25 protein-coding genes are annotated in these 26,618 nt (G+C 73.1%); 9 read left to right on the forward strand and 16 right to left on the reverse strand.

Annotated elements, in window-relative coordinates:
- Nucleotides 1–84: 84 nt before the first annotated feature.
- The 3 genes from ABT295_RS06450 to ABT295_RS06460 all read right to left on the reverse strand — a co-directional run bounded on the left by ABT295_RS06450 (nt 85) and on the right by ABT295_RS06460 (nt 3,639).
- The gene (locus tag ABT295_RS06450) at nt 85–618 is read right to left on the reverse strand and encodes a SixA phosphatase family protein (protein WP_352393573.1); all 534 of its coding nucleotides are present in this window, start codon (nt 616–618) and stop codon (nt 85–87) included.
- Nucleotides 619–691: 73 nt separating this feature from the next.
- Nucleotides 692–2,755: a YhgE/Pip family protein gene (locus tag ABT295_RS06455; protein ID WP_352393574.1), complete on the reverse strand. Its 2,064-nt coding sequence runs from the start codon at nt 2,753–2,755 to the stop codon at nt 692–694.
- Complete coding sequence (locus tag ABT295_RS06460; protein WP_352393575.1) at nt 2,752–3,639, reverse strand: hypothetical protein; 888 nt, start codon at nt 3,637–3,639, stop codon at nt 2,752–2,754. The genes ABT295_RS06455 and ABT295_RS06460 overlap by 4 nt, the downstream gene beginning before the upstream one ends.
- A gap of 58 nt (nt 3,640–3,697) precedes the next feature.
- On the opposite strand from ABT295_RS06460, the gene ABT295_RS06465 reads away from it, so the two are divergent.
- Nucleotides 3,698–4,312, forward strand: coding sequence for a TetR/AcrR family transcriptional regulator (locus ABT295_RS06465; protein WP_352393576.1), 615 nt, complete (start codon nt 3,698–3,700; stop codon nt 4,310–4,312).
- Nucleotides 4,313–4,360: 48 nt separating this feature from the next.
- On the opposite strand, the gene ABT295_RS06470 is transcribed toward ABT295_RS06465, so the two are convergent.
- The gene (locus ABT295_RS06470) at nt 4,361–6,499 is read right to left on the reverse strand and encodes a PKD domain-containing protein (protein ID WP_352393577.1); all 2,139 of its coding nucleotides are present in this window, start codon (nt 6,497–6,499) and stop codon (nt 4,361–4,363) included.
- A 167-nt stretch (nt 6,500–6,666) separates the two neighbouring features.
- On the opposite strand from ABT295_RS06470, the gene ABT295_RS06475 reads away from it, so the two are divergent.
- From ABT295_RS06475 to lepB, 3 genes are all read left to right on the forward strand, one after another.
- Nucleotides 6,667–8,238: a multicopper oxidase family protein gene (locus tag ABT295_RS06475; RefSeq protein WP_352393578.1), complete on the forward strand. Its 1,572-nt coding sequence runs from the start codon at nt 6,667–6,669 to the stop codon at nt 8,236–8,238.
- 10 nt (nt 8,239–8,248) lie between these two features.
- Complete coding sequence (locus ABT295_RS06480; RefSeq protein WP_352393579.1) at nt 8,249–8,863, forward strand: hypothetical protein; 615 nt, start codon at nt 8,249–8,251, stop codon at nt 8,861–8,863.
- Between the two features lie 86 nt (nt 8,864–8,949).
- Nucleotides 8,950–9,462: a signal peptidase I gene (lepB, locus tag ABT295_RS06485; RefSeq protein WP_352393580.1), complete on the forward strand. Its 513-nt coding sequence runs from the start codon at nt 8,950–8,952 to the stop codon at nt 9,460–9,462.
- On the opposite strand, the gene ABT295_RS06490 is transcribed toward lepB, so the two are convergent.
- Nucleotides 9,437–10,486, reverse strand: a complete 1,050-nt coding sequence (locus tag ABT295_RS06490; RefSeq protein WP_352393581.1) for an AfsR/SARP family transcriptional regulator — start codon at nt 10,484–10,486, stop codon at nt 9,437–9,439. The two genes, lepB and ABT295_RS06490, sit on opposite strands and share 26 nt — an antisense overlap.
- A gap of 179 nt (nt 10,487–10,665) precedes the next feature.
- Here ABT295_RS06490 and ABT295_RS06495 point away from each other — a divergent pair, with 179 nt between their 5' ends.
- Nucleotides 10,666–11,319, forward strand: a complete 654-nt coding sequence (locus tag ABT295_RS06495) for a response regulator transcription factor (RefSeq protein WP_352393582.1) — start codon at nt 10,666–10,668, stop codon at nt 11,317–11,319.
- A gap of 14 nt (nt 11,320–11,333) precedes the next feature.
- Nucleotides 11,334–12,668 (forward strand): sensor histidine kinase, encoded by a 1,335-nt coding sequence (locus tag ABT295_RS06500; RefSeq protein WP_352393583.1) that lies wholly within the window; start codon nt 11,334–11,336, stop codon nt 12,666–12,668.
- Nucleotides 12,669–12,841: 173 nt separating this feature from the next.
- Here ABT295_RS06500 and ABT295_RS06505 read toward each other — a convergent pair whose 3' ends face one another.
- The 3 genes from ABT295_RS06505 to ABT295_RS06515 are packed head-to-tail and all read right to left on the reverse strand — an operon-like array spanning nt 12,842 to nt 15,206.
- Complete coding sequence (locus ABT295_RS06505) at nt 12,842–13,135, reverse strand: MoaD/ThiS family protein (protein WP_352393584.1); 294 nt, start codon at nt 13,133–13,135, stop codon at nt 12,842–12,844.
- Between the two features lie 17 nt (nt 13,136–13,152).
- Entirely contained in the window at nt 13,153–14,235 is a 1,083-nt protein-coding gene (locus tag ABT295_RS06510) for a WD40/YVTN/BNR-like repeat-containing protein (RefSeq protein ID WP_352393585.1), read from the reverse strand.
- Between the two features lie 14 nt (nt 14,236–14,249).
- Nucleotides 14,250–15,206: a 2-hydroxyacid dehydrogenase gene (locus ABT295_RS06515; RefSeq protein ID WP_352393586.1), complete on the reverse strand. Its 957-nt coding sequence runs from the start codon at nt 15,204–15,206 to the stop codon at nt 14,250–14,252.
- A gap of 109 nt (nt 15,207–15,315) precedes the next feature.
- Here ABT295_RS06515 and ABT295_RS06520 point away from each other — a divergent pair, with 109 nt between their 5' ends.
- Nucleotides 15,316–15,978, forward strand: coding sequence for an MOSC domain-containing protein (locus tag ABT295_RS06520; protein ID WP_352393587.1), 663 nt, complete (start codon nt 15,316–15,318; stop codon nt 15,976–15,978).
- Nucleotides 15,979–16,041: 63 nt separating this feature from the next.
- Nucleotides 16,042–17,256, forward strand: a complete 1,215-nt coding sequence (locus ABT295_RS06525) for a PQQ-dependent sugar dehydrogenase (RefSeq protein ID WP_352393588.1) — start codon at nt 16,042–16,044, stop codon at nt 17,254–17,256.
- A 181-nt stretch (nt 17,257–17,437) separates the two neighbouring features.
- On the opposite strand, the gene gatB is transcribed toward ABT295_RS06525, so the two are convergent.
- From gatB to gatC, 3 genes are all read right to left on the reverse strand, one after another.
- Entirely contained in the window at nt 17,438–18,988 is a 1,551-nt protein-coding gene (gene gatB / locus ABT295_RS06530) for an Asp-tRNA(Asn)/Glu-tRNA(Gln) amidotransferase subunit GatB (protein WP_352393589.1), read from the reverse strand.
- A 1-nt stretch (nt 18,989) separates the two neighbouring features.
- Nucleotides 18,990–20,519 (reverse strand): Asp-tRNA(Asn)/Glu-tRNA(Gln) amidotransferase subunit GatA, encoded by a 1,530-nt coding sequence (gene gatA, locus ABT295_RS06535; protein ID WP_352394696.1) that lies wholly within the window; start codon nt 20,517–20,519, stop codon nt 18,990–18,992.
- Nucleotides 20,520–20,648: 129 nt separating this feature from the next.
- Nucleotides 20,649–20,945: an Asp-tRNA(Asn)/Glu-tRNA(Gln) amidotransferase subunit GatC gene (gatC, locus tag ABT295_RS06540; RefSeq protein ID WP_352393590.1), complete on the reverse strand. Its 297-nt coding sequence runs from the start codon at nt 20,943–20,945 to the stop codon at nt 20,649–20,651.
- 101 nt (nt 20,946–21,046) lie between these two features.
- Between gatC and ABT295_RS06545 the strand changes: the two genes are divergently transcribed.
- A complete protein-coding gene (locus tag ABT295_RS06545; protein ID WP_352393591.1) occupies nt 21,047–21,532 on the forward strand; it encodes a hypothetical protein in 486 nt (161 codons plus the stop codon).
- A 33-nt stretch (nt 21,533–21,565) separates the two neighbouring features.
- Here the strand turns inward: ABT295_RS06545 and ABT295_RS06550 are convergent, their stop codons facing one another.
- From ABT295_RS06550 to ABT295_RS06570, 5 genes are all read right to left on the reverse strand, one after another.
- Nucleotides 21,566–22,585, reverse strand: coding sequence for a branched-chain amino acid ABC transporter permease (locus ABT295_RS06550; protein WP_352393592.1), 1,020 nt, complete (start codon nt 22,583–22,585; stop codon nt 21,566–21,568).
- Nucleotides 22,582–23,451 carry a branched-chain amino acid ABC transporter permease gene (locus tag ABT295_RS06555; RefSeq protein ID WP_345506964.1) on the reverse strand — a complete coding sequence of 290 codons (870 nt, stop codon included), beginning with the start codon at nt 23,449–23,451 and terminating at the stop codon, nt 22,582–22,584. The genes ABT295_RS06550 and ABT295_RS06555 overlap by 4 nt, the downstream gene beginning before the upstream one ends.
- 131 nt (nt 23,452–23,582) lie before the next feature.
- Nucleotides 23,583–24,827: an ABC transporter substrate-binding protein gene (locus ABT295_RS06560; protein WP_352393593.1), complete on the reverse strand. Its 1,245-nt coding sequence runs from the start codon at nt 24,825–24,827 to the stop codon at nt 23,583–23,585.
- A gap of 118 nt (nt 24,828–24,945) precedes the next feature.
- Nucleotides 24,946–25,704 (reverse strand): ABC transporter ATP-binding protein, encoded by a 759-nt coding sequence (locus tag ABT295_RS06565; protein ID WP_352393594.1) that lies wholly within the window; start codon nt 25,702–25,704, stop codon nt 24,946–24,948.
- A complete protein-coding gene (locus ABT295_RS06570) occupies nt 25,697–26,452 on the reverse strand; it encodes an ABC transporter ATP-binding protein (protein WP_352393595.1) in 756 nt (251 codons plus the stop codon). Before ABT295_RS06570 ends, ABT295_RS06565 begins: the two co-directional genes overlap by 8 nt.
- Nucleotides 26,453–26,618: the final 166 nt, after the last annotated feature.

The raw sequence follows: 26,618 nt of genomic DNA on the forward strand, positions 1-26,618 counted from the left end.
CATAGGACCGTGTCCGCTGGGTGGACACCACATCTCACGGCATGAACGCGTGCGCGGGTGTCGGGGCCGGCCCCGGCCGCGCCGTCAGCCGCCCTGGCCCCGGCTGACGTGGAAGCGGGTGAGCGCGCAGGTGCCGAGGTCGAGGTCGGCCCAGCTGCCGGCATACGTCAGCACCGCGAGGCCGGAGGTGACGAAGCCGCGCCCGAGCGCCTCGTGGGCCTCGCGCGACCCCTCGCCGTCGGTGAGCAGGCTCGTCAGCTGCGCCATCGTCGGGTTGTGCCCGACGACGAGCACCGTGCTCGTGTCGCCCGCGTCCTCGCGGACGGTCTCCAGCGTCTGCTCGGAGCCGCCGAGGTAGACGCTGCGGCGGTACTCGACGAACTCGGTGTGCAGGCCGCCGTGGCACGCCTCGTCCCACGTCTGCCGCGTGCGCTGCGCGGTCGAGCAGATGACGAGGTCGGGCACGAGCCCCTGCTCGTGCAGCCACCGCCCGGCCGCCTTGGCGTCGCGACGGCCCCGCGGCGCGAGCTCCCGGTCGTGGTCGGGCTTGCCCAGCCCCTCCTCCGCCTTCGCGTGGCGCATGAGGAGGAGCGTCTTCTCTCGGGCCGCGGTGCTCATGGCACCGAGCATGCCCGCATCCGTCGGGGTTGTCAGCCCGGGACCCTCGCCCCGCGGCCGCCCCGCCGGGCCCTCAGAGCTCGAGCGCGGGCTTGATGCGCTTCGGCGTCCACATCCGCGAGCGGCGGGCGGCGATCGTCGAGACCGCGAGCGCCACGAGCAGGTATGCCGTCAGCACCCCGAGCGAGCCGAGCACCGGGCCGAGGTCGGCGCCGTAGAGCAGCCGCCGGAGCCCGTCGACGGCGTGGCTCATCGGCACGACGTGGTGGACCGCCTGGAGGGGTGCGGGCAGCGTCTGCCACGGGAACGTGCCGCCCGCGCTGACGAGCTGGACCACCATGAAGACGAGGCCGAGGAACTTGCCGACCGCGCCGAACCGTGCGGCCAGCGCGTGCAGGATCGCGACGAACGTCATCGAGGTGAAGCAGAGGAAGAGGAAGGCCAGCACCGGGTGGGCGAACTTGATGTCGACCCCGCGCCCGACGACGAGCACGAGCGCGGCCACCTGGACGAGGCCGACGAGCGTCGGCGCGAGCCAGCCGCCGAGCGCCGTGCGGAGCGAACGCTGGCTCGTGGCGAGCGCGCGGGGCGAGAGCGGGCGCACGAAGAGGAAGAGGACGTAGGCGCCGATCCAGAGGGCGAGGCTCATGAAGAGCGGCGCGAGGCCGGCGCCGTAGGAGCCGGCCGACGACAGCGATCCCGTCGAGACGCCGACCGGGTTGCCGATGGTCTGCGCCATGGCCTTGCGCTCGGCGTCGCTCGGGTCGGGGATCGAGTCGCGCCCCTTGACGAGCCCGGAGTGCAGGTCGGTCGCGCCCTTGGCCAGCTGGTCGAGGCCCGAGGTGAGCGACGCCGCCCCGGCGGCCAGCGTGTCGGCGCCCGTCGCGGCCGAGTCGGCCCCGGCCTTCAGCTTCGTCGCCCCGGTGCGGAGGGTGTCGAGGCCCGAGGAGAGGGCGGACGCCCCGTCGCGGACCTTCACGGCGCCCGAGTGGGCCGAGGAGATGCCGTCCGCGAGCGCCGGCGTCGCCGAGGCGAGCGCCCGCGCACCGGTCGCCACCTGGTCGGCGCCCTTCGAGAGCCTGGTCAGGTCGCCCGCCGCGGACTGGATCTTCTCGTCGGCGCCGTCGACGTAGCCGTCGATCGTGTCGAGCCGGGTCTGCACGACGGCGAGCTGCGCGTCGGTCAGCCCCTCGGCCCGGAGGGTGTCGAGGAAGGTGGTGCGGTCGGCGGCGATGCGCTTCTTGAGGTCGCTCGAGGCCGTGGCGGCCTTGGCCCCGTAGCCGGCGATGGTGCGGTTGCCCGCGGCGACCTGCTCCGCGCCGTCGGCGAGCCGGTCGGTCTGCGCGGGCAGGCCGGCGGTGCGCGACTCGAGGGTGCCGAGGCCGGTGGCGAGGGCTCCGGCCCCCTTCTCGAGCTCGTCCGCGCCCGAGGCGGCCCGGCCGATGCCGGTCGAGAGCTTCGCCGCCCCCGCGGAGAGGTCGTGCAGGCCGTCGGCGAGGCTGGTGGCGCCGGTGGCGAGCTGACCGGCACCCGAGTCGGCCTTGACCGCGCCGGCGCGCAGCTTCTCCGAGCCGTCGACGGCCGTGACGAGCTGGTCGTGCACCTCGCTGAAGCCGAGGAGCAGCTTGCTCGCGGCCGTCTGGCTCACCTCGCTCGCGACCGAGGCCGTGACCTGCTTGATGACCTGGTTGCCGATCATCGAGGTCATGTAGTTGTTCGCGTCGTTCGTCTCGAGCACGACGGTGGCCTGGCGCGGCTTCATCTCGGCGGTCGACGCGAGGTCGGCCGAGAAGGTCTTCGGCACGATGACGGCGAAGGCGAAGGTGCCGTCGTCGACGCCGCGCAGGGCCTCCTCGCGGCCGACGCGGTGCCAGTCGAACGACTTCGACTCGACGAGGTGGTCGGCGACGTCGCCGCCCACGCGCAGCTTCTCCCCCGTGCTGAGGGTCGTGCCCGCGTCGTCGCTGACGACGGCGGCGGGCACCTGCGGGAAGGCGCCGTACGGGTCGTGGTTGGCGTAGAGGTAGAGCCCGCCGTACAGCGTCGGGATGAGGACGAGCGCCGCGAGGGCGAGACGGGCGAGTCGGGTGGAGGTGAGGCGGCGCAGCTCGGCGACCGCGAGACGCACGGGGTTCATGCCGAGGGCTCCTTCGTGGGGGTCGACGGCTCGCCGTCGGGCGTGCCGGCCGGTGGGTCGGCGGCAGGAGGCGCGGGCTCGTCGGCCGGCTCGGGCTCGTCGCCCGGCTCGGGGTCGATGGCCGACGCGGGCTCGAGGGCCGGGTCAAGGTCGGGCTCGTGGTCGGGCTCGTGGTCGGGCTCGTGGTCGGGCTCGTCGTCGCGCTGGGGCTCGAGGCCGGCCGCGGGGAGGGCGGCCGTCGTGGCGAGCCGGGCCGCAGGCAGGGTGGCCGCCGTGGCAGCGGCGGTGAGGACGATGACGACGAGGCCCGTGGCGGCCAATCGGTCGCAGGTCGCGAGCCAAGCCGCGTGGTCGCCGCCGTGCCGCTCGGGGCCGGCGAGCACGAGCACGCGCACGTGGGGGTGGAGCGCGCCGAGCTCGAGCAGCAGGCTCGTGCGGACACCGGCCGGCAGCTGCTCCCACGGCCGGGAGGCCAGGTGCGTGAGGTCACGCTCGGCGAGGAAGGCCGCCACCGCCTTTCGCGAGGCCGGGCGCTCGGCGAGGGCCAGCTCCTCCTCGACGACGGCCTTGACGGCGATGCTGTCCTCGGGCGCGGTGACGTCGGCGACGTCGACGAGCCGGGTGCGGGCCTGCAGCTCGGGCAGGTCGGAGGCGCCGCCGACGGAGACCCGGCCGCGGAGCAGCTCCACGCGGCCACCGAGCGCGAGCGCCAGGGCGACCTGCGGGAGGCCTGGGTCGGTCGGCACGAGCGTGACCTCCCCGGCCGGGGCCGTGAAGGAGACGTGCTCGACGAAGGGCTCATGGGTGCCGGCGACGCTGACGTCGTCGGCGACCACGGTGCGCTGGCTCGGTGCCCGGGGAACGTCCACCTCTGTTCGACTCACGATACGAGTATGCATCCGATGCGCTTGTGTATTCAATACGGGGACGTATCCTGTAAGCATGACCACGACGGCCGAGCCCCGGATCACCCCCCGACGCCAGGCGACGCGCGACCGCGTCCTCGCCGCCGCGAGCGAGGTGTTCGCGGAGCGCGGCTTCCACGGCGCATCCGTCGAGGACATCTGCGACCGCGCGGGATTCACACGCGGCGCCTTCTACTCGAACTTCACCTCCAAGGACGACCTCGTGGTGGAGCTCTCCCGACGGCACTCCGAGGCCCTCGTCGACCGGATCCGTCGCGCGAGCGAGCGCGAGCACGCGAGCGCGGAGGAGGTGCTGCGCGACGTCCTCGCCGCCCTCGCCGACGACAACCGCAGCAAGGAGCGCTGGCTCGTGCTCACCACGGAGTTCACGCTGCACGCGATCCGTGACGCCGACGCGCGACGGGCGTGGGCGGCGCAGCAGCGGCGCGTGCGCGACGAGCTCGTCGTCGTCGTCGACGAGGCACTGGCCGGCCAGGGGCTCACGCTCCCCATACCGACCGAGCTCTTCGTCCGCGCCGCCATCGCGCTGGCCCACGGGTCGATGACGCAGCGCCTCGTCGAGCCGCGCTCGCTCAACGTCGGAGAGCTCGAGCGCACCGTGCTGCCGATCCTGCTCGGCGTCGGGGCCTGACGACGGAGGGGCGCCGGCCGGGTTCGCACCCGGCCGGCGCCCTCACTGTCACTTGAGCGCCACGGTGAAGGGGGCGCTCACCCCGCCCAGGGGCGACTCGACGACGACCACGGATCCGGCGGTCGCCACCGGCCCGGTCGCAGGCCTGACCGAGAACGCACCCGTCGCGTCGACGACCGACCGTCCGACGACCGGGCCGGCGAGCGACCCGAGGTGGGCCACGACGTTCTGGCCGGCCGCCACCGAGCTCGTGCCGTCGACCCGCCACTTGCCCCCCGTGTAGCGGGCGGTCGTGATGCGGACGACGTCGGCCGTGGGCGTGACGGTCACCTGCGCCGTGCGCGTGCTCGTGGCGCCGACGTCCCGGACCGTCAGCTCGAAGGTCAGCGGGCCGTTGCTCGCCGGGTAGGCGAAGAACGGGAAGGTGAACGACGGTCGCGCCGTGTCGGCCGCCGTCATCGTCACGACGGGGTCACCCGGGCCGGCGAGCTGGCGCCAGGCATACGTGGCGGCACCGACCGAGCGGGAACCGTCGAGGGTGACACGGGTGCCGCGCTGCACGGTCTGCGCGGGCCCGGCGTCCGCGACGACCTCCGGAGCCGGCGGGAGCACGGTGACGGTGAGCGTGGCCGTCGAGGTGCCGCTGCGCCCGGTGACGGTGAGCGAGAGGACGTAGTCACCCGCGGCCGCGGGCGCCGTGAACGAGGCCTGCGCCCGGTCGGGGTCGACGACCGAGATGCCCCCCGGCGACGTCCACGCGAACGTGGCCACCGGCCCGCGGGAGGCCGACCCGTCGAGCCGCACCGTCTGGCCCGCCTGCACGACCTGGTCGGGACCGGCCTGCGCCACGACCGGGATCGGGGCACGCGCGCCCCCGTCGACGGTGACCGGCAGCACGAGCGAACCGCCGGCGGCCGACGTCACGGTGACGCTCGGCGGCGGCGCCGGCAGGTCGTCGACGACCAGCGAGCCGCTCGCCATCGCACCCCAGCCCACGACCGTGAGGGCGGGTGGCTCGGCGGTGTCGCTCGACCCCGCCGTCACCGTGAGGCTGCGGTGGTCGGTGTCGTAGACGGCCTCGCCCGTGAGGCGGTCGGCGACGCGGACGGTGCGTCGTGAGGGCGGCACGTCACCGACGTTCGAGACCTGCAGCTGCTGCGGCAGGACCGAGCCGACGTCGACCCGCGCGAAGTAGTGCCCGGCCGCGCCGGGGAGGTCGGTCGGGTCGAAGGCCGCGCTCACGCCCGGCGTCGCGTCCGCCACCTCGATGGCCTGCACGTCACCGGGCTCGGATGACGCGAAGACGTCGACCACCGCTGCGCTGGCGGAGGAACGGGCATACGTCGCCCGCTCGGCCGTCACGCCGGCGGTCGTCGCCACCTTCCCCTGCACCGTGAAGAGCGCGGTCTCGACGCAGTCGGGGACCGGGCCGCCGACGGTCGGGCACGCGTCTGCCGCGGTGGGGTTGATGCCCGGCCCCTCGATGCGGAAGACGTTGGTGCCGTAGGGGCTTCCCTTGACCGCGTGCGGCGTCACGCCGTCGCCGATGTAGGCGTCGGACGAGAGCGCGGGGTCGGAACGGTCGCCGAACGTCGACCACGTGAGGAAGGGGCCGATGCGGCCGGCGAGGGCACCGGTGAAGTCGCCCTGGCCGCCGATCCCGATGTCCTCGGTGTCGAAGACCAGGCCGGGCTTGTTGGTGCGCACCGTCTTGGTGCCGACCGGGGTGGTGACGCGGTAGTCGACGCCGTCGCGCGCGTTCGTGATCTTGATCCGCAGGCGGGCGAAGACGATCTGGTCGCCCTCGACGGGCGGCCCTGCGGCGAAAGCGCCTTCGAGGGCGATGTCGACGAGCGCCTTGCCGGCGTTGGCGGTGTCGAGGTTGGCCGCCGCCATGGCGTAGAAGCTCTCGTCGGGGTAGTTGTCGGGGAAGCTGAGCGGGGCCGTCTCGTCCGGCACGGCGCCGCGCGCGGGGCACCGCGGGTCGGCGAGGTCCACGCACCGCTCGAGGCGCAGCCCGTTCTTGTCCTTGTACCAGACCGGGTAGCCGTCGGTGGCGTTGACCGGACCGACCTGGGCGAGGCCGGGGCCCGGCGTCCCGCCCACGATGGCGGCCGACGCGGTGACGGCCGCGACGGCCGGGAGGAGGACGACGGCGGCGAGTGCCGCAGCAGTGGGACGTCTCATGGCTGCCTTCTCACGTTGATGCCGGATGACGTGCGCCTGCGAGGGACGCGGGTGCCAGCGTCGCGACAGGGCCTTGGGGAAACCTTGGCTCCCGTCGGCGCCGACCCCAAGGTCTTTGCAAGGTCGGGCGGCTTCCATGGACCCGTGCCCATGACCAGGAGGTAGACATGAGCCTGTCTCGCCGAGACCTGATGAAGCTGGGCGTCGTCGGAGGCGCGGCCCTCGCCCTGCCGCTCGAGCGCACGGTGCGCGCCGGGACGACCGCCCAGACGCGACTCGCCGCGAGCCGCCTGCCGAAGCCGTTCACGCTGCCGTTCCGCGTGCCCCCGGTGCTGACCCCCACCCGGGTCGACGACACGACCGACTACTACAAGGTCTACATGAAGCCGGTCATGGCCGACGTCGTCCCCGGCCTCAAGACGCCGCTGTGGGGCTACAACGGGATCGTCCCGGGTCCGACCGTCCGGGTCGCCCAGGGCCGGCGCACCGTCATGCGCCAGGTGAACAACCTCCCGGCCCAGCACCCGGTGCTCTCGTACACGCCGTGGACCTCGGTGCACCTGCACGGCTCCCCGTCGGCGCCCGAGTACGACGGCTACGCCAGCGACATCACCAACCCGGGGCAGTACAAGGACTACGTCTACCCGAACTCCCCCACCGCCCGGACGCTCTGGTACCACGACCACGGCCTGCACCACACGGCCGAGAACGTCCAGATGGGGCTCGCGGCGCAGTACCTGCTGAGCGACCCGCTCGAGGCCTCGCTGCCGATCCCCCACGGCGCGTACGACGTCCCGCTCGTCGTGGGCGACGCGATGTTCGCCACCGACGGCTCGCTGTTCTGGGACAACCACGACGAGTCCGGCATGTACGGCGACGTCATCCTCGTCAACGGGGTGCCGTGGCCGGTGATGAAGGTGGCCCGCCGCAAGTACCGCTTCCGCCTGCTCAACGCGTCGGTCTCACGCTCGTACCAGTGGTCGCTCGACTCCGGCGAGCCGCTCATCGTCATCGGCACGGACGGCGGGCTCATGCCGGCGCCGCAGCGGGTGAAGTCCTTCCGGCAGGGCATGGCCGAGCGCTACGAGGTCGTCATCGACTTCAGCCGCTACCCGGTCGGTCGGCGGGTGGTGCTGAACAACTCGAGCCCGAAGAACAACGTCGACTACACGAACACGAACAAGGTCATGGCGTTCGACGTCGTCGCCGACGACTTCGACCCGGCCGACAACACCGTGCCGGACCAGCTCAACCCGACGAACCCCGTCATGGCGCTCACGGCGGCCGACGCCGTGCGCACCCGGCGCCTCGACCTCGTGCGCAAGAACAGCATGTGGACGATCAACGGGCACACCTGGGACGACGTCGTGCGCAGCGGTTTCTCGCTCGTCGAGGGCGATCCGCGAGAGGGCGACGTCGAGGTGTGGGAGATCCGCAACGCCTCCGGTGGCTGGTTCCACCCCGTGCACATCCACCTCGTCGACTTCCGGGTGCTCGACCGCAACGGCAAACCGCCGATGCCCCACGAGCTGGGCCCGAAGGACGTGGTCTACGTCGGCGAGAACGAGCTCGTGCGCGTCGTCATGCGCTTCGAGGGCCGCGGCAAGTACATGATCCACTGCCACAACCTCGTCCACGAGGACCACGACATGATGAGCCAGTTCGAGGTGCGCGCCGACGAGGAGTCGGACCCTCTGGGCGACCCGTGCAAGAGCCTTCCCGAGTCCGACGAGCTCTGAGGACCGACCCGTGGACACCCTGTCGACCGGCGCCGACGACCCCGTCGCCGTCCAGCCCGCGCCCGCCCCTCCCGCCCCGTCCGGAGCGGCAGGGCGCCGCGGGCGGGCGAGCCTGCGCTGGGCGGGCGCCGCCGCCGCGGTGGCCGGGGCGGTCCACGTCGGCGTCGCACCGGAGCACTTCGCCGGGTGGGCCCCGGCCGGGGTGTTCCTGCTCGGCGCCGGCGTCCTCCAGCTCGGCCTCGCCGTCGCACTGTGGCGCGACCGGCTGGGGCGTCTGGCCCCGCTCGCCGTGCTGGGCACCGCCGCCCTCGTGCTCCTCTACGTCGTGTCCCGCACCGTCGGGCTCCCGGTGCCCGGCCACGTCGAGCTCGCCACGAGCCACCACACGCCACTCCCCGTCCCCCAGGGAGTGGGCAACGGGATGCCTGTCATCCCGGGATCACCTGGGTCGTCGTCCGCGGAGCCGGTCGGTCCCCTCGACCTGCTCTGCCTCGTCGCCGAGCTCGGACTGCTCGTCGTGCTCGTCGGTCTGCTCCCTGCTGACCGGCGCCGGGTGCTGACGAACCTGCTGCTCGCGGTCGCCGGCTGTGCCGTCGTGCTGCGGGCCGTGGCGCAGGCCTCGTGAACGAGGCCTCCCAGGTCGCGGGCCCGGCCGTCGGGTCCCCTCCCCCCGGGGACTCCCGACGGCCGGGTCCGTCCCGTCGTCGACGGGTGCTCGCGATCGTGCTGCTCGCCGGCGTCCTCCTCGGGAGCCGGCTCGTCGTCGAACCGGTGCAGGTCACGTCGGAGTCGATGACACCGACGTTGCGCCCGGACGACCGGGTGCTCGTGCTGCGGGCCCCGTTCAGCGGCGACGTGCACCGGGGCGACGTCGTCGTCGTCGACGGCACGACGTGGGAGCGACGGCAGCCGACGGCCACCGAAGGGCCTCCGCGCGAGAGCCTCGAGGGCGAGTGGCTCGTCAAGCGTGCGGTCGCCCTGGCCGGCGACTCCGTGGCCCTCGAGGACGGGTCGCTCGTCGTCAACGGCACCCCCGTGGACGAGCCGTGGGTCGACCTCGAGTCGGTCGACGGCACCTACTTCGGCCCCGTGACGGTGCCGCAGGGCGAGGTCTTCGTGCTCGGTGACGACCGGGACCGCTCCGTCGACTCCCGCGCGCTCGGGCCGGTGCCCCTCGACGCGGTGCGGGGCCGCGTTCTCACGCGCTGGTGGCCATGGGGGTGAAGCGGGTCAGCCCGCGCTCCGCGGGCCCCGCCACGGCGCGCACCAGCTCGCGCAGCCGCCGGCAGTCCTCGCTGAGGCTCGTGCCCTGACCCACGACGGGCGGCAGAGCCTCCCCGGCGCGGCCCCGCCGACCGGCGTCCGCGAACCCGTCCAGGGCGGTCGGTCGCGTGCCGTGCCCGTCGCGCAGGGCCAGGTGCAGCCGGACGACGGCCTCGACGAGCTCGCCCAGACCCCCGTCGGCGGCGCAGGAGGTCGCGACGAGCAGCCGCTCGAAGACGCCTCGCAGCCGGGGGCCGGGCTCGCAGCCGAGCTCGGCCGCGAGCAGCGTTCGGCACGCGTCGTACTCGCGCAGCGCCTCGGCCTCCTGGCCCCGGCGCTCGAGCGTCTCGAGCAGCACGACCCAGGCCGACTCGAGCAGCGGGTCGAGCTCGAGCGCCCGCCGCGCCCACGCCTCCGACCGTTCGAGGTCGCCGGCCGCGGCCGCGGCGCGGCCGGCCTCGACCAGCACCTGGAGCACGCGGGCGGCGTGCACGTGCGCCCGGTCGCGCAGCCACGGCAGGTCGACGTCGTCGGGCAGCAGCGGCGCCTCGACGAGGTCGATGGCGGCGCGGTAGTCGGTGAGCGGGCAGCGCCCGGCGGCGCCGGCCTCGCGGGCCGCGGCGACGTGCCGGCCGTACTCCACGAGATCGACCGGCACCGCGTCGACGTCCCAGCGGTAGCCGCCCGGCACGGTGAGCACGGGGCGCAGGCCGGGCTCCGCGGTCGCGAGCCGCTTCCGCAGCACGCTGACGTATGCCTCGAGCGTGCTGAGCGCGCCCGCCGGCGGCTCGTCGCCCCAGAGCGTCTCGATGAGACGCGTCTTCGGCACCGGCGTGCCGCCCTCGACGAGCAGGGCGAGCAGCACCTGCCGGGACTTGGCCCCGCCGAGGTCGCGCGGACCCAGCACGGTCCGGGCCGTCGTGACCCGCAGACCCCCACACACCCGGACGCTCATCCACGGCGCCCGACGCGACATCGCTCCCATGACGATCCCCCCTCAGAGACTGCTTCCATGCTGCGTCGCGCGCCCACGCACGGGATGTCCCACCGAGGGGGTGGCGACCACCCAGTTTTCGGTGCCGTTTTCTGCCCACGAAGACGGTCCGGCCGTGATACTGGCCGGGGGCCGCAGGGGGTGCGTGCCCGGGCGACGAAGGGGGCTTCGTGTCGTCAGCTCTGTTGCGGGTGGTGGTCGTCGACGACCACCGCACGGTCGCGGACGCCCTGTCGCTCGCCGTCTCGGGCGAGCCGGACATGGAGTGCGTCGGCACCGCGCACGGTTCCGTCGAGGCCGAGCGGCTCGTGGCGACCCTCGTGCCGGACGTCGTCGTCATGGACGTGCGGCTCGAGGACGGCGACGGCATCGAGCTGACGCAGCGCCTCGTGGCGCGCCGACCCGAGCTGCGTGTCGTCGTGCTCACCGCCCACGTCGACCACGCGCTGCTCGCCCGGGCAGCCGAGGCCGGGGCGTGCGCCGTGCTGCCGAAGGGCGAGGCGCTCACCGAGCTGATCACGACCGTGCGCAGCGTGCCGCGCGACGGGTTCGCCGTCCATCCGGTGCTGCTGCGCCGGCTGATGGGGGCCGGCCCGTCGGGGCGCGAGCCCGACCCGCTGCTCACGGCCCGCGAGATGGAGGTGCTCGAGCTGCTCGCGCAGGGGCGCGACCCCACGGCCATCGCGCGCCGCCTCGGCATCTCGGTCTCGACCACCCGGGGCCACGTGAAGAGCCTGCTCGTCAAGCTCGACGCGCACAGCCAGCTCGAGGCGGTCGTGATCGCCTTGCGCCGTAGGCTGATCCGACTCGACGACGACCACTGACCTGGAGCCCGACCTTGACCACAGCCACCGAGCGGTCGTCATCCGTGCTCCGCCACGCCACGATCCGCTTCGTCGTGGCCAGCCTCGTGGCCCTCGCGCTCGCCGCGGCAGCCACCGTGCTGTTGTCGCAGCCGCTGGCCGAGCAGCTCGCGGTGCGCGAGGCGTCCTCGCGGAGCACGGCATACGCGACGGCCGTCGTGGCGCCGCTCGTCGACGCCCGCGTGCTGCGGCAGGAGCCCGACGCCACGGCCACGCTGGCCCGGTTCATGCGGTCCCGGATGGCCGACGGCTCCATCACCCACATGAAGATCTGGACCGAGACGGGCCGCGTCGTCTGGTCCGACGAGCCGGCGGTGAACGGCTCGAGCTACGAGCTCGACGAGGACGTGGCATCCCTCTTCGGCACGACGGCCGTCACGGCCGAGGTGTCGGAGCTCGACAAGGCCGAGAACGCGCAGGAGCGCGGCGACGGGCGCCTCATCGAGGTCTACGTCGGCTTCCACGCCGACGACGGCAGCCCGCTCGTCTTCGAGGCCTACTGGCCGACCGAGCGCATCCAGCAGGACGTCGGCGACATCCGCTGGCGGTTCACCGGGCTCGGGCTCGGCGCGCTGCTCGTGCTGGCCGCCACCCTGCTGCCGCTCGCGCTCTCCCTCGCCCGCCGCGTCGACCGGGGGCTCGCCGAGCGCGAGGCGATGGTGCGGCACGCCCTGTCCGCCTCGGACCTCGAGCGCCGGCGGATCGCGGAGGACCTCCACGACGGCATCGTGCAGGACATCATCGGCCTGCGCTACTCGCTGCCCACCGTCGCCGCGGCCGTGCCCGCGGAGGCCACCGGCGCCCGCGAGGTTCTCGACCGGGCCCAGGACGACCTCGCCCGCGGGATGGTCGGCGTCAGGCACCTGCTCACCGACCTCTACCCCGCGGACCTCGAGCGCGGGGGCCTGACCGTCGCGGTCGAGGAGCTGGCCGAGCGACTGCGCCAGTCGGGCACCGTGGTCGACGTTCGCCTCGACCCGGGCATCGACGGCGACGTGGCGGTGGCACGCCTGACCTACCGGGTCGTGCGCGAGGGGCTGCGCAACGTCACGAAGCACGCCCACGCGCAGGCGGTGCAGGTCGTCGGCACGGTCGAGGACGGGCGCGTCTGCATCGAGGTGCGCGACGACGGGCGCGGGCTCGGCGAGGGCGGCCTCGACGCCGCGGTCGCCGAGGGCCACCTGGGGCTGCGCCTGCTGGAGGACACCCTGCGCACGCTCGGCGGCACCCTGCTGCTCACCTCGCCCCCCGAAGGTGGCACGACGCTGGTGGCGAGGTTCCCGCTCGCCCTGGGCGCCGACACGGACTGATCCGGCCCACCCGATCTGACCGAGGCGGGGCGTCCTGGCCGGCGGGCGACCGTTGGTCGCCCGCGTGGCGCGAGTCCCCGCGCGGCGCTGTTCCGTGGCGTCCCGCCCGATTCACCGGCGGTCGTCCGTCGGCGCGCCACGGAGCGAGCGGCGCCCCGGTCCGCGCTCCCTGGTCAGCCGCCCGAGACGGCGTTGATGATGTGGACGCGCGCGCCGGCCGGCACGTCGGTCCCCACCCCGGCCCCGCGCGTCGCGTCCTCACCGTTGACGAACACCTTGACGTGCCGGCGGATCTGGCCGCGCTCGTCGCGCACCTTGCCGTCGAGGATGCGGTGCTCGGCGAATGCTCGGTCGAGCAGCTCGGCGACGGTCTGCGACTCGGCGGGCGAGTCGACCTCGATCTCGCTCACCCCGCCCACGAGGTCGCGCAACATGCCGGGCAGGATGACACGGACGGCGGACGGCATACGGAATCCCTGTCTTCTCAGGCGATCTGGGCTGCGCGTACGACGAGGACATCGGGCAGTTGGGTGGCGATGCGGGTGAAGGACTCGCCCTCGTCGGAGGATGCGAAGACGTCGCCGTTGCGCGTGCCGAGGTAGACCCCGACGGGGTCGGCCTCGTCGAGGGCGGCGGCGTCGCGCAGCACGCAGGTGAAGCTGTGCGCGGGAAGGCCGACGCTCTGCTCACGCCAGTGGGCTCCCCCGTCGTCGGAGCGCTGCACCTGCAGCTGGGCGCCGGGCGGGATGCGCTCGCCGTCGTCGGCGACGGGCACGTTCCAGACGACGCCGGGCCGGCGCGGGTGGGCGAGGATGGTGAACCCGAAGTCGGTGGGCAGCCCGTCGGCGATCGAGCTCCACGTGCGCCCGTTGTCGTCGGAGCGGTAGACGCCCTTGTGGTTCTGGGCGTAGAGCTCACCCTCGGCCGAGCCGCGGGCCACCTTGTGCACGCACTGGCCGTACTCGGGGTACTCGTCGTCGGGCATGAAGTAGGCGCGGATGCCGGGGTTGCTCGCCTCCCACGACCCGCCGCCGTCGCCCGAGCGGTAGACGCCGCCCGCGCTCATCGCGACGAGGAGGTTCTCGGGGTGCCCCGGCTCGGGGACGATGGTGTGGACGGCACCGCCGCCGAAGCCCGGCTCCCACGTCGGGCGGTGCGGGTGGTCCCAGAGCCCCCGGACGAGCTCGTAGTGGTCGCCGCGGTCGGTGCTGCGGAAGAGCGCGTGCGGCTCGACGCCGGCCCAGACGACGTCGGCGTCGTTGGGATCGGGCGTCAGCTGCCAGACCCGCTCGAGGGCGGTGTCGGTGTCGGTCGGGAACGCGAGGGCGCGCTCCGCGCTCTCGGTCCACGTGCGGCCGGCGTCGGTGCTGACCTGGACGGTTGGTCCCCAGTGCCACGACTTGACGCCGGCGAGCACGGTCGAGCGGCCCTCCCGGGTGTCGACGGCGACGGAGGCGACCTCGCTCATGAGGAAGTGCGGGCCTTCCAGGGTCCACTCCGCCCGGTCGCTGCTGCGGGCGATCCACAGGCCCTTGCGGGTGCCGATGGCGACGATGGTCTCGGTCATGTTGACAGTGTCCACTACCCGTCGTGGGTCGACAAGGGTCCGACGACGGCGTTGTCGACCGGCCGCACGGCGAGCAGCGCCTCCACCTGGGCGCGCACGAGGGCCTTGGCCCGCGGGCGCATCGCGTCGGTCGCTCCCCCCACGTGCGGCGTGAGCAGCACCCCCGGCGTCGTCCAGAGCGGGTGGTCCTCCGGCAGCGGTTCCGGGTCGGTGACGTCGAGGGCCGCGCGGAGCCGACCCGACGCGCACTCCGCCACGAGCGCGTCCGTGTCGACGACGGGCCCGCGGGCCACGTTGACGAGCAGCGAGCCGTCCGGCATCCGGGCGAGGGCGGCCGCGTCGAAGAGGCGTCGGGTGGCCTCGGTCAGCGGCACGATGACGACGACGACGTCGTGCTCCGGCAGCAGGGCAGGCAGCTCGTCGATGCCGTGCACGTGCTCGACGAGGTCGTCGCCCGCCCGGGCGCGCGACGCGACCGCCGTCACCGTCACCTCGAAGGGCGCGAACCGGCTCGCGATGGCGCGGCCGATGCGGCCGTAGCCGACGACGAGCACCTTCCGGTCGGCGAGCGCCGTGCGCAGCCGCAGCGGCGCCCAGTGGCGCGCCGCCTGCGCGGACACGAACTCCGGCACGTCGCGGATCGAGGCCAGCGTCAGGGTGAGGGCGAGCTCGGCGGTCGAGGCGTCGTGCACCCCTGCGGCGTTGCACAGCGTCACGCCGTCCGGCACGACGTCGGCGTACTGCTCGTAGCCGGCGCTCTGCAGCTGCACGACCCCGAGCGCGGTCAGGCCCTGCGTCACCTGCGCGAGGTCGAGGGAGGTCATGTAGGGCATCACGGCATACCGGATCTCGGCACCGCGGGGGTGCGGCGCCGCCATGTCCCAGACGACGGCGTCGACGCCGTCGAGGTCGGCGAGCGCCTCCGCGTACTCGGCTTCGGGCACGGACACGACGAGCGGGGAGGTCGGCATGCACCCACGCTAGGCGACGCACCCCGCCCTGGTGCGGCGGGGACGTGACGTGCGGCGGGGACGTGACGTGCGGCGAGGCGTGCGGCTCGCCCGGGCTAGGCTCACCGGCGTGAGCGCGCTCCCCCACGTCCTGTCCCTCCGGTCCGGGCGACGCACCCCGCCGCCGGGGGGCGGCCGGCCCACCGCCATCGCCAAGGCGCCCGTCGACACGGCGGAGGTGCGCGACCCCGGGCCGAAGCACGGCGGCCTCGGCAGCGGTGTCGTCGGCGACGAGATCGGCAACCCCAAGCACCACGGCGGGTCGCTGCAGGCCGTCTACGCCTACTCCCGCGAGGACCAGCTGTGGTGGGCGGAGCAGATCGGACGGCCCATCGCGGCAGGCGATTTCGGCGAGAACCTCACGACGTCGGGCGTCGACACCACGCACGCGCTCGTCGGCGAGACGTGGCGCATCGGCGAGGTCGTGCTGCGGGTCGAGGTGCCCCGCATGCCGTGCCGCACCTTCGCGAAGCACATGGGCGAGCCGCGGTGGGTGCGCCGCTTCAGCGAGGCCGGACGCACCGGCGCCTACCTGTCGGTCGTGACCCCCGGCGTCCTCGCCGTCGGCACGCCGATCGAGGTCGAGCGGCCGGAGCACGACATCGACCTGCTCGTGCTCTTCCGCGCCATCACCGGCGACCTCGACGCCGCGCGCCGCGTCGTGGCGTCCGGCGTCACCCACCCCGACGTCGAGCGCGGGCTCGTCGAGACCCTCGAGCGCCGCGGGGCCTGAGCCCGACCCGGATCGACGGCCGTGCCCGGGCGTTCCGCGTGCTGCCGTGGGACACAATGGGGTATGCCGTCCCCGTCCCGATCGCTGCGCCGCGCCCTCGCCGGCGGCGTCGCCGCCGCCCTGCTCGTGTCAGCCGGCGCGTCGGCCTGCTCGTCGCCGCAGCCGGGACCGTCGGCCGACGACGTCTCGACGACCACCGGGGCCGGCAGCGACGGGTCCGCAGGCACCGGTGGCAGCACCGGCACGACGACGTCGGGGACCAGCACCGCGACGACGTCCGCGGCGCCGACGAGCACCCCGACCCCCCGGCCGACCGGGCCGGTGACGCTGCTCGGGGGCCTCGACATCGCCTGGTCGGTGGTGGTGCTGCCCGACGGCAGCGCCCTCGTCAGCGAGCGCAACACGGGCCGCGTGCACCTCGTGCCGAAGCCCGGATCGGGAGGCCGGTCCACCGTCGCCGGTCGCCTGCCCATCACGCGCACGGAGGGTGAGGGCGGCCTGCTCGGGCTCGCCGTCGCGGCCGACTTCGCGACCGACCCGACCGTCTACGCCTACTACTCGACCGACAACGACAACCGCATCGCGGCCGTGCCGTGGCGCGACGGCACGCTGGGCGAGCCGGACGTGATCTTCACCGGCATCCCCCGGGGCCGCAACCACAACGGCGGCCGCATCGCCTTCGGTCCCGACGGCTACCTCTACGTCGGCACCGGCGAGGCGGGCGACACCTCGCTGTCGCAGAACCTCGGGTCGCTCGGGGGCAAGATCCTGCGCATCACGCGGCAGGGAGACCCCGCGCCCGGCAACCCGTTCGGCGGGTCGCCGATCTGGTCCTACGGTCACCGAAACGTCCAGGGCCTTGCGTGGGACAGCCGGAAACGCTTGTGGGCCAGCGAGTTCGGACAGAACACCGAGGACGAGCTCAACCTCATCACGCCCGGTGGCAACTACGGCTGGCCCGAGGTCGAGGGCAAGGCCGGCGAACCCGACTTCATCGACCCCGTCGCCCAGTGGCCGACGTCGGAGATGTCGCCGAGCGGCATCGCGGTCGGGCCCGACGGCGCGGTCTACATGGCCGCGCTGCGCGGGCAGTCGGTGTGGCGCGTGCCGGTGAACGCCGACGGCACGGCGGGCACGCCGACCCGGCACCTGCAGGGCACCTACGGGCGCATCCGCGACATCCGGTTCGTCGCGGGCCGCGCGTGGGTCACGACGAGCAACAACGACGGTGCCGACCGGCTCGTCTCGCTCCCGCTCGCCGACGTCGGCTCCCGCTGACCCACCCCGTCGGGGGCCAGGTACGCGTCACCACGCGAACGTCGAGAGGCCACTTCGTGTGGGTCCTCGCGCGTCGAAAGGCCACCGTATGCCGCCACGCGCGGCGGACGGCATACCGGCACGTCACACCGAGTGGCCACTCGACGGGGTCGGACCCACGAAGAGTGGCCTCTCGACGGTGTCAGGGGGTGAGCTTGGAGAGGATGATCTCGCGGGCCTTGCCGGCGTCGGCCTGCCCCTTCATCGCCTTCATGACCTGCCCGATGAGCGCCCCGGCGGCGGCCACCTTGCCGTCGCGGATCTTCGCCGCCACGTCGGGGTTGGCCGCGATGACCTCGTCGACGGCCGCCTCGAGGGCACCGTCGTCCTGCACCAGCTCGAGGCCGCGCGCGTCGGCGACGGCCGTCGGGGTGCCCTCGCCGGCGAGCACGCCGTCGAGCACCTGGCGGGCCATCGAGTCGTTGAGACGTCCCGCCGTCACGAGCCCGTCGAGCTCGGCGACGTGCGCGGGCGTCAGGCCCAGCCCGGCGGCGTAGGTCACGATGTCCTGGCCCTCGGCGTTGGCCCGGCGCGACGGCTCGCCGAGCCACCACTTGCGGGCCGCAGCGGGGCTGGCACCGGCCGCCACCGTCTCCGAGATGAGCTCGACCGCACCGGCGTTGACGACGTCGCGCATCTCGAGATCGCTGTAGGCCCAGTCGGACTGGAGCCGCTTCCGACGCAGGCCGGGGGGCTCGGGCAGGGTGCCGCGCAGCGCCTCGACCGTCTCGCGCGAGGGTGCGACGGGCACGAGGTCGGGCTCGGGGAAGTAGCGGTAGTCCTCGGCGTCGGACTTGACGCGGCCGGACGTCGTGATGCCGGTGTCCTCGTGCCAGTGGCGCGTCTCCTGCAGGATCGAGCCGCCGCCGTCGAGGATCGCCGCGTGGCGCGAGATCTCGTAGCGCACCGCCCGCTCGACGGAGCGGAGCGAGTTGACGTTCTTCGTCTCGGTGCGGGTGCCGAGCGGCACGGCGAGCTGGGCCTCGTCGAGCGGCGCACCGACGCGCGGTCGCAGCGAGACGTTGGCGTCGCAGCGCATCGAGCCCTGCTCCATCTTGACGTCGCTGACGTCGAGGGCGCGCAGCAGGTCGCGCAGCGCCGAGACGTAGGCCCTGGCGACCTCGGGCGCGCGCTCCCCCGCCCCGACCATCGGCTTGGTGACGATCTCGATGAGCGGGATGCCGGCGCGGTTGTAGTCGACGAGCGAGTGGTCGGCGCCGTGGATGCGGCCCGTCGCGCCGCCGATGTGCAGCGACTTGCCGGTGTCCTCCTCCATGTGCGCGCGCTCGATCTCGACGCGGTAGACGGTGCCGTCCTCGAGCTCGACGTCGAGGTGGCCCTCGTAGGCGATCGGCTCGTCGTACTGCGACGTCTGGAAGTTCTTCGGCATGTCCGGGTAGAAGTAGTTCTTCCGCGCGAAGCGGCACCACTCGGCGATCTCGCAGTTGAGCGCGAGGCCGATCCGGATGGCCGACTCGACGGCCTTCTCGTTGACGACCGGCAGCGCGCCGGGCAGGCCGAGGCAGACGGGGCAGACCTGCGAGTTCGGCTCGGCGCCGAACTCCGTGGGGCAGCCGCAGAACATCTTCGTGGCGGTGTGCAGCTCGACGTGGACCTCGAGGCCCATGACGGGGTCGAACCTGCCCATGGCCTCGTCGTAGTCCATGACGGCGTCGGCGGTGGCCGTGCTCATGTCAGGCTCCCTTCGCAGCAGCGGCGCCACCCAGCGAGGGCGCGCGGTCGAGGATCGGACCGCCCCAGCGGTCGACGAGGGCCTTCTCGAGGGCGGCGCCCACGGAGTAGAGGCGCTCGTCCTTGGTGGCCGGGGCGAGGATCTGGATGCCGGCCGGCAGCCCGTCCTCGTCGGCGAGGCCGGACGGGATCGACATGCCCGGCACGCCCGCGAGGTTGGCCGGGATCGTGGCGATGTCGTTGAGGTACATGGCCATCGGGTCCTCGAGCTTGTCGCCGAGCTTGAAGGCCGTGGTCGGGGCCGTCGGGCTGACGAGCACGTCGACCTTCTCGTACGCCGCGTCGAAGTCCTGGGCGATGAGGGCGCGGACCTTCTGCGCCGAGCCGTAGTAGGCGTCGTAGTAGCCGGAGCTCAGCGCGTAGGTGCCGAGGATGATGCGGCGCTTGACCTCGTCGCCGAAGCCGGCGTCGCGGGTGGCCGCCATGACCTGCTCGGCGCTCGGGGCGTCGACGCCCTCCGGGAGCACCCGCATGCCGTAGCGCATCGCGTCGAACTTCGCGAGGTTGCTCGAGGCCTCGCTCGGGAGGATGAGGTAGTAGGCAGCCAGCGCGTACTCGAAGTTCGGGCAGCTCACCTCGACGACCTCGGCCCCGAGCTCCTCGAGCAGCGCGACCGACTCGTCGAACCGCGCACGGACGCCGGGCTGGTAGCCCTCGCCGCCCAGCTCCTTGACGACGCCGATCCGCATGCCGCGCACCTCGGCCGCGCGGGCCGCCTCGACGACCGGCGGCACCGGCGCGTCGATCGACGTCGAGTCCATCGGGTCGTGGCCGCCCATGACCGCGTGCAGCAGGGCCGTGTCGAGCACGGTGCGTCCGCACGGGCCGGCCTGGTCGAGCGAGCTGGCGAGGGCTACGAGCCCGTAGCGCGAGACGCCGCCGTAGGTCGGCTTCGTGCCGACGGTCGCGGTGACGGCGGCCGGCTGGCGGATCGAGCCGCCGGTGTCGGTGCCGGTCGCGAGCGGCGCCTGGAACGAGGCGAGCACCGAGCTCGAGCCACCGCCAGAGCCGCCGGGGATGCGATCGAGGTCCCACGGGTTGTGCGACGGGCCGTAGGCCGAGTGCTCGGTCGAGGAGCCCATCGCGAACTCGTCCATGTTCGTCTTGCCGAGGATGGGCAGGCCGGCCTCGCGCAGCTTCGTCACGACGGTCGCGTCGTAGGGCGGCACCCAGCCCTCGAGGATGCGGCTGCCGCACGTCGTCGGCACGCCCTTGGTCGTCATGACGTCCTTGACGGCGATCGGCACGCCGGCGAGCGCCCCGAGGCTCTCGCCGGACTGCCGCCGCTCGTCGATCGCGCGCGCCTGCGCGAGCGCGCCGTCGGTGTCGACGTGCAGGTAGGAGTGCACCTGCCCGTCGACGGCGGCGATGCGGTCGAGGTGCGCCTGGGTCACCTCCACGGAGCTGATCGTCTTGCTCGCGAGGGCGTCGGCCAGGTCGGCGGCGGTCGCCCTCGTCAGGTCGGTTGGCAGGTCGGTCACGTCGGTGCCTTCGGTTCGTTGCTGCGACAAGCGGTTTCGTGGGTGCCCGTCACGGGCGGGGGCGTATGCCGGGTGCTAGGCGACACGACGCACGCGGGCAGGTCGGTGGCTGGGTGGGGCTCAGTCCTCGTCGAGGATGCGCGGCACCGAGAAGCGCTGCTGCTCGGCCTCGGGCGCACCGGCGAGCACGGCGTCGGCGCCGAGGCTCGGGCGGACCACGTCGGGACGGGTCACGTTGGTCAGCGGCATCGGGTGCGACATCGGGGCGACACCCTCGGTGGGGGCCTGCTGGACCTTGGCCACGGACTCGAGGATGACCCCGAGCTCACCCACCATGCGGTCGAGCTCGGCGTCCGAGAGCTCGATGCGGGCGAGGCCGGCCAAGTGGGCGACGTCGTCGCGGGACAGGGATGACATGCGCGCCAGTCTATGGGGACACGGCCGCGCCGCCTCCACCGTGTCCTCCGCGGGGGGTCGCTCGTTGTGCACGGCACGCACAATCCCAAGGAGCCCCCTCGATGACGAGCCCGAGCACGCCCACCGACACGCACGCCACAGCCGAGCCGGCCGCCACAGCCGAGCCGACCCCGCCGACCCCACCACAGGACCGCGGCTCCGCGCGCGCCGCCGCCGCACCCGCGTCGTCCCGCCCACCCGGCGTGCGGGCGGGCGCGCGCCGGACGGCATCCGTCGTCGGCGCCGGCCTGCAGCACCTGCGTCGCCTGCTCGGCACCCTGGCCTGGACCGCGTGCCTGCTCGCGGCCGCGGCCCTGCTGCTCGGCACGCTGCTCGTCGCCGCCCAGGCGAACACCCGGAACGCGCTCGTGGCGGCCGTGCTGCACGCCGCCGACTGGGCCGACCTCGGGGTCTTCAGCCGCGGGGCCGGCATCAAGCACTTCACCGGCGCGGGCTCGGCCGTCAAGAACGCGCTCGTCAACTGGGGGCTCGGCGCCGTGGCGTGGCTCGTGGTGGGTCGCCTGGCCCGCCGCGTGCTCGGCGGCTGACCCCCTTCGACGCGCCGGGTCGGTCGCGCCGGGTCAGTCGCGAGACCTCCGGCGCCGGTCGAGGACCCACCGGCGCAGCACGTTGCGCCCGGTGCCCCAGATGCCGTGGCGGAAGAGCAGGACGATGACGACGAAGATCGTGCCGGTGATCAGCCCGATGCCCTCGAAGCCGGAGCTCGCGAGGTAGTCCTCGAGCGTCACGACGACGCCGGCACCGACGAGGCCGCCCCAGAGCGTGCCGATCCCGCCGAGCACCGTGACGAGCACGACCTTGCCCGAGGTCGTCCACATCAGCTCCTGGAGCGAGGCGAACTGGTGGCTGACCGCGAAGACGCCACCGGCGAGGCCGGCGAGACCGGCGGAGATGACGAACGCGGTGATCTTGTAGCGCTCGACGTCGTAGCCGAGCGCGCGGGCCCGGTCCGGGTTGTCGCGCACGGCCGTCAGCACGCGACCGAAGGGCGAGTTGACGACGCGCCAGGCGAGCAGCACGCCGAGCAGGATCATCGCCGCGCCGACGTAGTAGAAGTAGAACGGGTCGGTCTCGACGAGCTCGATGCCGAAGAAGCTGCGCGGGATGCCCTGCAGGCCGTTCTCGCCGCCGGTGAGGTCTCGGGCCTGGTTGGCGACGAAGTAGAGCATCTGCGCGAAGGCCAGCGTCACCATGGCGAAGTAGATCCCGGTGCGCCGCACCGACAGGTAGCCGATCGGCCAGGCGATGAGCATCGAGAAGAGGGCGCCCCCGAGCACGGCGACGGGGAACGGCACGCCCCAGTGCGTGGCGATGAGGCCGGTGCAGTAGGCCGAGCCGCCCCAGAACGCGGCGTGGCCGAAGCTCAGCAGGCCGGTGAACCCGAGCAGCAGGTCGACGCTGATCGCGAAGAGGCCCCAGCAGAGGATGTCCATCGCGACGGGCGGATAGATCCAGTACGGCAGCAGCACGGCGACGGCGAGGCCGGCCAGCAGCAGCACGTAGCGGAGCGGGTTGCGCCTCGAGAGGATCGAGGGTTGGGCCAGGTCGACGTCGACCGTGGCGGTCAGCTGCTCACTCATGCGACCTCCTCCCGTCCGAAGAGCCCCGAGGGCCGGACGAGGACGACGAGCGCCATCAGCACGAAGATGACGATCTGGGCGTAGGTGGGGGCGTAGGCGATGCCGTAGGCCTCGACGAGTCCGACGAGGAAGCCGGCGACGACCGCCCCGAGGATCGAGCCGAGGCCGCCGATGACGACGACGGCGAAGAGCACGATGATGAAGTTGCTGCCCATCTCGGCGGTGATGGCCCGCGTGGGCGCGGCGAGCACGCCGGCGAGCCCGGCCAGGGCGATGCCGAAGCCGAAGACCGGGGTCACCCACCGGCCGACGTTGATGCCGAGCGCGCGGGTGCGCTCGGGCGCCTCGGTCGAGGCCCGCACGATCATCCCGATCCGCGTCCGCGTGAGGAGCAGGCCGACGGCGACGCACACGACGACGGAGAAGAGGCACGCGAAGATCGCGTAGACCCCGAGGTTGACGCTGCCGACGCTGACCTGGCCACCGAGCCCGGCGGGCACCTCGTAGGGCAGGCCGGAGACGCCGTAGCGCTGCTTGACGGCCTCGACGAGGATCAGCGTGAGCCCGAAGGTCAGCAGGAAGTTGTAGAGGGGGTCGAGCGCGAGCAGCCACCGCACGAGGAGGCGCTCCATGAGCACCCCGAAGCCGAACATGAGGATCGGCACGACGACGAGCGCGACCCAGAAGCCGACGTGCAGCTCACCGAGCAGCACCGCGGAGATGACGGCACCGAGCATGTAGCAGGCACCGTGGGAGAAGTTGACGACTCCGAGCACGCCGAAGATGACGGCGAGCCCCAGCGCTGACAGCGCGTAGAACCCACCGGCGGCGAGGCCCTGGAGGGTGTACTGGATGAATTCGCTCATGTCTCTCGCTCGTTCGCGGTCGATCAGGCCGGACGGGGCGGAGCCGTGACCCCGGCCGTATGCCGTCCGGTGCGTCCGCTGGGACGCGGCCGGACGGCATACGGGCGCGGGAGGCACGCCCCGCGGGTGGGTCAGCTCATCGAGCAGGCGGGGTTCGCCTCGCCGTACGCCTCGGCGGCGGGGATGGTCTTCTCGATGTCCTCGTAGTCCCACTCCTCGGGGGCGGAGCTCTTGACCTTGGCGAGGTAGACGTCGTGCGTCACGGCGTGGTCGGCCTTGCGGACCTCGCCGTTGCGCAGGAAGACGTCGTTGATCTTCTTGCCCTCGAGCTTGGCCACGACCGCGTCGGCGTCGTCGGTGCCGGCCTCCTGGACCGCCTCGAGGTAGTTCATCGCGGCGGAGTAGTTGGCCGCGTGGGCGAAGGACGGACGCGTGTTTGTCTTCTCCTTGAAGCGGTCGGCCCACTTCTTGTTCTCGGCGTCGAAGTTCCAGTACCACGCGTCGGTGAACTGGGTGCCGGCGAACTGGTCGACGCCGAGCGAGTGGATGTCGGTGATGAACATCAGGCCGACGGCGAGCTGGACCTTGCCCTTGAGGGCGCTCTGGTTGAACTGCTTGACGAAGTTGATGAGGTCGCCGCCGGCGTGCATCGAGCCGACGACCTTCGGGCTGCCCTCGCCGGCCTTGGTGATGAAGGTCGCGAAGTTGTCGCTCGGGAACGGCGAGGCGATGGACGCCCCCACGCTGCCGCCCGCCTTGGTCACCTCGGAGCTGAAGGACTTGTTCATGTCCTGGCCGAAGGCGTAGTCGGGGTAGACGATGTTCCAGCTCGTGCCGCCCTCCTTCGTGATCGTGCCGGCGGTGCCGCGCGCGAGCATGGCCGTGTTGTAGGCCCAGTGGAAGGTGTACTTGTTGCAGCTCGCGCCGGTCAGGGCCGTCGTGCCCGCGCCGATGTTGATGTAGAGCTTCTTCTTGTTCTTCGCCTGCGTCGCCACGGCGAGCGCGGCGGCCGAGTTCGGCACGTCGAGGATGATGTCGGCCTTCTGCCGGTCGTACATCTCCTGCGACTTCGAGTTCGCGACGTCGGCCTTGTTCTGGTGGTCCGCCGTGACGACCTCGATCGTCTTCGCGACGGCCTTCTCGCCGTACTTGGCCTTGTAGTCCTCGATCGCCATCTCGATGGCGACCTTGCTGTTCGGGCCGGAGAGGTCCTTGTAGACGCCCGACTGGTCGTTGAGCAGGCCGAGCACGACCTTGTCGTCGGTGAGCTTGCTCGATCCGCCGGACTGGGGGCCGCCGGCCCCTCCGCACGCGGCGAGCGCGAGCGACGCGGTCGCCGCGATGGCGACGGTGCCCTGGACTGTCCTGCTACGCATGTCCCCTCCTGGGGTTGTGACGAGGTGTGACGGGATGGCGGGTGACGCGGGTGGGGTGGGGTGTGGCGGGTGGTCCCGGGGCGGCGGGGCCGGCGGGGCGGCGGGAGCGGCGCTGGGGCTACATCCCGAGGTAGGTGAGCAGCTCGCTCTTGCGGGAGCGGAACTCCTCGTTGCCGAGGTGCTCGACGACCGCGCCCTGGGCGAGCAGGTAGTGGCGGTCGGCGACGGTGGCGGCGAACGTCACGTTCTGCTCGACGAGCAGCACGCCGACGCCCTGCTGCTTGATCTCGCGGATGATCTCGCCGATCCGCTGCACGATGACGGGAGCGAGGCCCTCGCTCGGCTCGTCGAGCAGCAGCAGCCGCGAGCCCATCCGCAGCACGCGCGCCATGGCGAGCATCTGCTGCTCACCGCCGGAGAGCCGGGTGCCGGGGAAGTCGCGGCGCTCGTGCAGCACGGGGAAGAAGTCGTAGACCCTCTCGATCGGCCACGCGTCCTCGTGCACGACCGGGGGCAGCAGCAGGTTCTCGGCGACGCTGAGGCTCGCATAGATGCCACGGTCGTCGGGCACCCAGCCGATCCCGGCGCGGGCGCGGGCGTCGGGCGAGCGCCGCGTGAGGTCCTGGCCGTCGAAGCCGACGGCGCCCTCGATCTGGCGGTGCAGCCCCATGACCGAGCGCAGCAGCGTCGTCTTGCCCGCGCCGTTGCGCCCGACGAGGGTGACGACCTCCCCGGCCGCGACGTCGATGCTGACGTCCGTCAGCACGCGGGCCTCGCCGTACCAGGCGGAGAGGCCGGAGACATCCAGCATTCGCGAGCGCTCCTGCCCCACAGAGGAATCGGTGGTGACCGTCGTCGTGCCGGTGTCGTCACTCATGGGCTGCTCCGAGGTATGCCGTGATGACGCGCTCGTCGGCGCGCACCTGCTCGTAGGACCCCTCTGCGAGCACCTGGCCCGACTGGAGCACCGTGACGCGGTCGGCGAGCGAGCCGACGACGTGCATGTTGTGGTCGACGAAGACGACGGTGCGCCCCTCGGCGAGCTCCTTGACGAGGGCGATGGTGCGGTCGACGTCCTCGATGCCCATGCCGGCGGTCGGCTCGTCGAGGAGGAGCAGCTTCGGGTCGAGGGCCAGGGCGATGGCGAGCTCGAGCGCGCGCTTCTGGCCGTAGGCGAGCGATGACGCGGGGGCGTCGGCCCGGTCGGCGAGGCCCACCCGGTCGAGCAGGTGCAGGGCGCGGTCGCCGAAGGTCGCGAGGCGCGAGACCGACCGCCACCACTGCCGGCCCATGCCGGTCGGGCTCGCGAGGGCGAGCTCGAGGTGCTCGCGCAGCGTCATCGCCTCGAAGAGGCTCGTGATCTGGAACGACCGGGCGATGCCCAGCGGCGCGATCTGCTCCGGCGCCTTCCCGGTGATGTCCTGGCCGTCGAAGACCACCGCACCGGAGCTCGGCGTGAGGAAGCCGGTGAGGAGGTTGAAGAGCGTCGTCTTGCCGGCGCCGTTGGGCCCGACCAGGGCGTGGACGGTGCCTCGCTCGACCGTCAGGTCGACCCCGGAGACGGCCCGGAAGCCCCGGAACTCCTTGGTCAGGGCCCGGGTCTCGAGCAACGGGGTAGCCGTCAAGACCAGCACCTCCTCGTGCGTCGTGTCGCGGTCGCGGGGCCGCCGGCAGGGCGCCGGCGGCGGGAACTTCGGGCAAGCCTAGGAGGACGGCCCGTCGATGTGACGGTGGCGACACACACACCTCGGCCACTTTGGTGGTGCGAGCGCACATGCAAAGGCCACCCCC

The organism is Terrabacter sp. NPDC000476 (assembly GCF_040300125.1).
Taxonomy (GTDB): domain Bacteria; phylum Actinomycetota; class Actinomycetes; order Actinomycetales; family Dermatophilaceae; genus Terrabacter.

Excerpts from the sequence above, each read along its gene's own strand:
- ABT295_RS06450 (WP_352393573.1), bottom strand. The coding sequence starts at position 618 with ATGAGCACCGCGGCCCGAGAGAAGACGCTCCTCCTCATGCGCCACGCG.
- ABT295_RS06455 (WP_352393574.1), bottom strand. The coding sequence starts at position 2,755 with ATGAACCCCGTGCGTCTCGCGGTCGCCGAGCTGCGCCGCCTCACCTCC.
- ABT295_RS06465 (WP_352393576.1), top strand. The coding sequence starts at position 3,698 with ATGACCACGACGGCCGAGCCCCGGATCACCCCCCGACGCCAGGCGACG.
- ABT295_RS06470 (WP_352393577.1), bottom strand. The coding sequence starts at position 6,499 with ATGAGACGTCCCACTGCTGCGGCACTCGCCGCCGTCGTCCTCCTCCCG.
- ABT295_RS06475 (WP_352393578.1), top strand. The coding sequence starts at position 6,667 with ATGAGCCTGTCTCGCCGAGACCTGATGAAGCTGGGCGTCGTCGGAGGC.
- ABT295_RS06490 (WP_352393581.1), bottom strand. The coding sequence starts at position 10,486 with ATGGGAGCGATGTCGCGTCGGGCGCCGTGGATGAGCGTCCGGGTGTGT.
- ABT295_RS06505 (WP_352393584.1), bottom strand. The coding sequence starts at position 13,135 with ATGCCGTCCGCCGTCCGTGTCATCCTGCCCGGCATGTTGCGCGACCTC.
- ABT295_RS06510 (WP_352393585.1), bottom strand. The coding sequence starts at position 14,235 with ATGACCGAGACCATCGTCGCCATCGGCACCCGCAAGGGCCTGTGGATC.
- ABT295_RS06515 (WP_352393586.1), bottom strand. The coding sequence starts at position 15,206 with ATGCCGACCTCCCCGCTCGTCGTGTCCGTGCCCGAAGCCGAGTACGCG.
- ABT295_RS06525 (WP_352393588.1), top strand. The coding sequence starts at position 16,042 with ATGCCGTCCCCGTCCCGATCGCTGCGCCGCGCCCTCGCCGGCGGCGTC.
- gatB (WP_352393589.1), bottom strand. The coding sequence starts at position 18,988 with ATGAGCACGGCCACCGCCGACGCCGTCATGGACTACGACGAGGCCATG.
- gatC (WP_352393590.1), bottom strand. The coding sequence starts at position 20,945 with ATGTCATCCCTGTCCCGCGACGACGTCGCCCACTTGGCCGGCCTCGCC.
- ABT295_RS06545 (WP_352393591.1), top strand. The coding sequence starts at position 21,047 with ATGACGAGCCCGAGCACGCCCACCGACACGCACGCCACAGCCGAGCCG.
- ABT295_RS06550 (WP_352393592.1), bottom strand. The coding sequence starts at position 22,585 with ATGAGTGAGCAGCTGACCGCCACGGTCGACGTCGACCTGGCCCAACCC.
- ABT295_RS06555 (WP_345506964.1), bottom strand. The coding sequence starts at position 23,451 with ATGAGCGAATTCATCCAGTACACCCTCCAGGGCCTCGCCGCCGGTGGG.
- ABT295_RS06560 (WP_352393593.1), bottom strand. The coding sequence starts at position 24,827 with ATGCGTAGCAGGACAGTCCAGGGCACCGTCGCCATCGCGGCGACCGCG.
- ABT295_RS06565 (WP_352393594.1), bottom strand. The coding sequence starts at position 25,704 with ATGAGTGACGACACCGGCACGACGACGGTCACCACCGATTCCTCTGTG.